Origin of the sequence: Streptomyces triticirhizae (assembly GCF_003696235.1) — a bacterium.
In the GTDB taxonomy this organism is placed as follows: domain Bacteria; phylum Actinomycetota; class Actinomycetes; order Streptomycetales; family Streptomycetaceae; genus Streptomyces; species Streptomyces triticirhizae.
In genome coordinates this window covers 1-4,185 of the sequence record NZ_RFFJ01000316.1, presented here as the reverse complement: position 1 = coordinate 4,185, position 4,185 = coordinate 1, and the positions used below count along the sequence as shown (strand labels likewise).

Genomic DNA, 4,185 nt, shown 5'->3' with positions numbered 1-4,185 from the left:
AGGGCCTTCTCAAGGTCGGTGCAGATGTCGCAATCCACACCGAACCCAGAAGGCCCTCCCCCATTCAAGACCCCTAACCGAGACCTACATCACCGTCCACAACCTCCCCGGACAGAACACCTAGGCGCGGCCCGGGCGTCGTTGGAGGAGATGGGGGAGGACTACGACGCCGCCAGGGCGCTGGCGCTGCACGGCCTGGCGACCGGACTCCACGGCGACCGGGACGCGGCCGAGGCGAGGCTGCGACGAGCCATGGGCGAGTTCGAACACGGGGGTTCGCGGCACTGGCAGGCGCGGACCTGGGAGATGCTCGGCCAGGTCGCGCAGGCCGACGGCGATCGGGCGGAGGCCGAGCGCCGCTACCGACACTCCCTCTCGCTCTACACCCCGCTGAGCGGGCGGGACGCCGACCGGCTGGAGGGGCGGCTGGCGAAGCTGTGAGTTTCGCCAGCCGCCCGCGTTCAGCCGCCCCCGAGGGCGGCGAGTTCCACCGCGACCGCCCCGGCGGCGGTCTCCACGTGAAGCACGGTCGGCTCGACCACCGGCCGTCCGGACATCAGCCGGGCGTGGAGGTGGGCGAGCACCTCCGGTCGCCAGTCGGCGCCGGCCGGCGCCCGCCCGGGGCGGGCGAGCAACGCCCCACCGGAGCGGCAGCCGAGCACCCACACGCGGTTCCCCGTCACCGGCACGGCGACCACCGCGCAGCCGGGGAAGTGCGCCAACAGCCGTTCGGCGGTCGCCAGCGCCTCGGCGGGCGGTCGTGCCAGGGCCGTGGCGATCGTGTCGGCGGCCTCGGTCCAGGGGTTGGGGCCTCCCTCGTCCCACTCCACATGGACGAGTTCACCCCGGTCGCTCGGCGGGGTCATGCCGCCGTCCTCCTCTCCGTCCGCCGCCGTCCGGCGAGTTGGGCCGGTGGCCCGGCCGGACGCACCACCGGACGGTGGGCGGGTTCGGCCAGGCCGAGGAGCCGGTAGAGCAAGGCGCGCATCCGGCGATGGAACGTGCCGGGCCGGGAGGTGAGCCGGGCGGCCGCCCGGCGGTGGCCGGCCGCGTCGTAGGTCTCCTCCGCGTAGGCGAGTTGCTCGGCCAGCGGGCGCGCCGGCGTCAGCGCCGGAGCGGTGCGGGCCAGCAGCGCGGCCGACGAGTCGGGCGCGATCTCGTTGACCGGGAAGCGGCTCAGCAGGATCGGCCGACCGGTCAGCGCCCCGTACGAGGTCACGGAGCCGGCGTCCCCCAGAATCCAGTCGGATGCCACCAGGGGCGGCACCCAGTCCTCCGAGGTGTGCGCGAGCCGCACCCGACGTGCCGCGCCGCCGCCCAGCCACTGCCGCAGCTGCCAACTGCCGTAGGTGGCGTGCAGGTTCGGGTGCAGGAAGAGCATCGTTTTGACGTTGGGCGGCAGTTCCCGCAGCAGCCGGGGCAACAGCGCGTCGAAACGCCCGAACGCCGAGGACTCTCCCCAGGTGGAGGTCACGAACAACAGCCGTTCCCCGGACCGCAGGCCCAGTGCCTTTCGGTACTCGGCGCGGCGTGCCCGGCTGACCAGCAGGCGGTCGTAGTGCGGGTCGCCCACCACATGGGTCACCGGCAGCGCCTCCGGGCACGACCTGGCCAGCGTCTCCCGATCCCGCTCGTGCGCGAGGACCAGGGCGGCGGGAACGACCCGGCCCTCATGGGTCAGGTACTGCCGGCTGAGCATACTGGCGACGCGAAGCTCGTGGTCCGTGGCGCCCTCGGCCTTCCGGAGCAGTTTGATCTGGCCACCCCCGTGCGGCAGCCGCACCACCGGCGCCCGCAGCAGGTGTATCCCCCGCGAACCCGCCGCCAGCGCCAGGTCGAACCGCGTCCGCACGGCCTGTTCCCACGGGATCACCGTGACGCCCTGCTCCTCCAGGGACCGGGCGAGGCCCGCGCCGAAGGCGTGCGGCGCCACCGTGTAGACCACCTGGACGCGGAAGTCGGACTCGATCAGTTCCACCACCTGCCGGAGCCGCTCCGCGTAGACCAGGGTGTGCACCACGGCCAGAACCGACTTCTGGTCGGGGACAGTGATCCACTGGCCCCGCTGGACTAAGGCGGGCTCGACGCGGGTGCTGTTGTCTGTCATGACATCCCCCATGAACTGAGTTGGTTTCGTGCACCGAAACGGGGATGCCCACGGGGCGTGGCGAAGTGCCTGCCGTTTCCTTGCAGAAGCCTTGCCGTGGGGGAAGTCGTGTGAAATCGGCGGAAGTTGAGCGAGGGGCACATGCCGGCGCCGGCTCAGTGGGCTCGTGACGTTGCCACTCTCCCACGTGTACCAGGGTGTTGGGCACCCGTTCAACGGCCCGCAGCCCACCCCCGGCGCGGTGGTTCTGTCGCGCGCGGGGGCGGGCCGGTGGCTGGGTGTGGTCAGTCGCCCTCGTGGGAGCGGAGGGTTGGTTCGCCGTCGGGGGCGGCGATCGAGGTGGCGAGGGCGTAGCGGACCAGGACGTCGCGGTAGCGGGTCTCGGCGGAGACCTGGTCGGGGAGGTTGCGGCGTTCACTGGCCGAGAGGGACGCGTGCCCGGGGGCGCCGTGGAAGGCCACGCCGGCCTCGGGGGCGGTGGGGAAGAAGACCTCGTCCGCGTGGACGAGGGCGGCGAACGTGATGTCGGGCTCCGCGGTGGGCGTCTCGCCGCGCTCGGCCTGTTCTCTTCAAGTGGACCCGGATCTGGAGGCGGCCTTCTTCGCCAGGTCCTTGGCGACATCCGTGACCTTGCCCGCCACCGACAGCCCGTCGCCGTCGCCGCTGATCTGCTCGCCGGTCTTCTCCACGGCGCCGCCCGCCCGGTCGACCGCGCCGCCGGCGGTCGCCGACGCCTCCTGCACCACCTGCTCGATGATGCGGGGGTTCTGGTCGATGGTGGTCAGAACCTGCTTGATGATGGCCGCCACCTGGTCAAGCCGGACCTTGAGCAGGGCCTGGGCGTCCACGCCCTTGAGGTCCAACTCCAGCTTGCCCAGCGTCACATCGGCGCCCACGTTCAGCTTGAGCAGGCTCAGCACCTCGGCGGTCAGCGAGACGTGCGCGCACAGGTCCTCCGCCTCGATCTTCAGCTCTTCGAGCTTGAGGACCGGCACGTCGAGGAGCACATCGGCCTCGTCCGGATCGTAGCCCTGCGGGGTGTCGACTTCACTCATCGTCCTGGCCTTCCCGTTCGTCCTGGTCCTCGTTGTCCCCCTCGTCCTCGTCCTCGTCCTCCCGGTCCTCCTGGTCGGCGCCCACCGCCTCCTCGTGGGTGCGCACCACCTCGCCGTCCCTGATCTCCCCGCGCCAGCCCTCGATCTCCTCGTCGGGCGCCAACGTCACATAGCGCTGGAAGTGCTTGAGGTCCAGCCGCACCCGCCGGCCCACCGCCCGCCAGAGGTTGCCCGTCTTCTCGAAGAAGCCCGCCGGCTGGTACTCGACGACCGCGATGATCCGGGTCAGCGTCGGCGTCAACTCGTGGAAGCTGACGGCGCCCCGCGTCGTTCCCTTCGAGCCCTCGGAACGCCAGACGATCCGGTCGTCCGGCACCTGCTCCTCGATGGTGGCCTCGAAGCTCCGCTCGGAGAACGCGATCTTGGTCTTCCACTCGGTGGTGGTGTCGTCGCTGGTGGAGACGTTGCTGACGCCCTTGGTGAAGACCCCGAACTTCTCGAACTGCGTCCAGTGGTCGTAACAGGTGCGCAGCGGGACGCCGACGTCGATCACCTCGACGATGTTGGTGACCTTGGTGTCGCCCGCCTCCTGCTCCCCGCCGCTCTGCGCGCCGCCCTCGTCCTCGTCCTCGGACGAGCCGCCGCCGGGCGTCACCTTGTCCTTCAGCCCGCGCAGGGACGAACCGGCCGCCGCCTTCGCGGGGTTCTCGCCCTTGAGCATCCGACTGGCGGCGTCGGGGACCGCGCCGCTCCCCTCGGCCGACTCGCCGATCCGCTGGGCCACTCCGGTGAGCTTGTCGCCGGCCTTGTCGATGAGGTGCTGGGCCTGGGCGCCGATGAACTTGACCAGCTCCTCACGGACCCGGTCCAGGCCCGACGCGTCCTGGCCCCCGTCCTGCTGCTCCTCCTGCTTCTCGTCCTGCGCCGTGCTCATCAGCGGTCACCGCCGTCCGCCGTGGCCTTGGCGCGGCCGGAGGCGGCGCGCCGGGCCGGCCGCCGGGGCGCGCGCTCGCGCGGCGCCAG

General features: G+C 71.8%; 6 protein-coding genes. 1 reads left to right on the top strand and 5 read right to left on the bottom strand.

The annotated features are described in order from the left end of the window. Positions 1-150 precede the first annotated feature (150 nt). A complete protein-coding gene (locus tag EBN88_RS28890) occupies positions 151-441 on the top strand; it encodes a tetratricopeptide repeat protein (RefSeq protein WP_122399960.1) in 291 nt (96 codons plus the stop codon). A gap of 20 nt (positions 442-461) precedes the next feature. On the opposite strand, the gene EBN88_RS28885 is transcribed toward EBN88_RS28890, so the two are convergent. The 5 genes from EBN88_RS28885 to EBN88_RS28870 form a co-directional block, all read right to left on the bottom strand. Further along, positions 462-866, bottom strand: coding sequence for a hypothetical protein (locus tag EBN88_RS28885; RefSeq protein ID WP_122399959.1), 405 nt, complete (start codon positions 864-866; stop codon positions 462-464). Beyond that, the gene (locus EBN88_RS28880) at positions 863-2,107 is read right to left on the bottom strand and encodes a hypothetical protein (protein ID WP_122399958.1); all 1,245 of its coding nucleotides are present in this window, start codon (positions 2,105-2,107) and stop codon (positions 863-865) included. Before EBN88_RS28880 ends, EBN88_RS28885 begins: the two co-directional genes overlap by 4 nt. Before the next feature lie 284 nt (positions 2,108-2,391). Next, entirely contained in the window at positions 2,392-2,568 is a 177-nt protein-coding gene (locus EBN88_RS30980) for a hypothetical protein (protein WP_158621579.1), read from the bottom strand. A gap of 108 nt (positions 2,569-2,676) precedes the next feature. Further along, positions 2,677-3,162, bottom strand: coding sequence for a hypothetical protein (locus EBN88_RS31400; RefSeq protein ID WP_199742529.1), 486 nt, complete (start codon positions 3,160-3,162; stop codon positions 2,677-2,679). After that, entirely contained in the window at positions 3,155-4,096 is a 942-nt protein-coding gene (locus tag EBN88_RS28870) for an SRPBCC family protein (protein WP_122399957.1), read from the bottom strand. Before EBN88_RS28870 ends, EBN88_RS31400 begins: the two co-directional genes overlap by 8 nt. Positions 4,097-4,185: the final 89 nt, after the last annotated feature.